This window comes from Enterovibrio gelatinilyticus (assembly GCF_028683095.1).
Classification (GTDB): domain Bacteria; phylum Pseudomonadota; class Gammaproteobacteria; order Enterobacterales; family Vibrionaceae; genus Enterovibrio; species Enterovibrio gelatinilyticus.
This window is the reverse complement of the sequence record NZ_JAJUBC010000149.1, coordinates 1-329: the sequence shown is the minus strand read 5'-3', so window position 1 is coordinate 329 and position 329 is coordinate 1. Positions and strand designations below refer to the sequence as shown.

The 329-nt window shown below is 47.7% G+C and carries 1 pseudogene; it reads left to right on the top strand.

Annotated features, from left to right (window positions below):
* A pseudogene (locus LRP50_RS25600) lies at positions 1 to 228 on the top strand (hypothetical protein); the annotation flags it as partial.
* Between the last annotated feature and the right edge of the window lie 101 nt (positions 229 to 329).

Below are 329 nucleotides of genomic sequence, written 5' to 3'. Positions count from 1 at the left end.
CAGCAAAGTTATAAACATCGTCGTGGTTGGATTGAAGAACGCTTGCTCGTACTGGCGGGTGCTTTTTGTATTGATATATGCGCCTATGCCATCATGAGTAATCACTATCACGCCGTGCTCCATATCCATGCAAATAAAGCCATGCATTACTTGATAAAAAAGCGCTGCGGCGGCGATGGCCTACGTAGATTTAAACCCCGTGCAAGCTGTGATAGCGGAAACGCCTGAAACTTCAGAACACACGTCCGCCAAGGCGCGAATAGCGTCATTAAGAAAAGAACAAAGCACAGCGCCTTATCTCTTTCCTTTTTCGGGACCCCTAGAGAGCC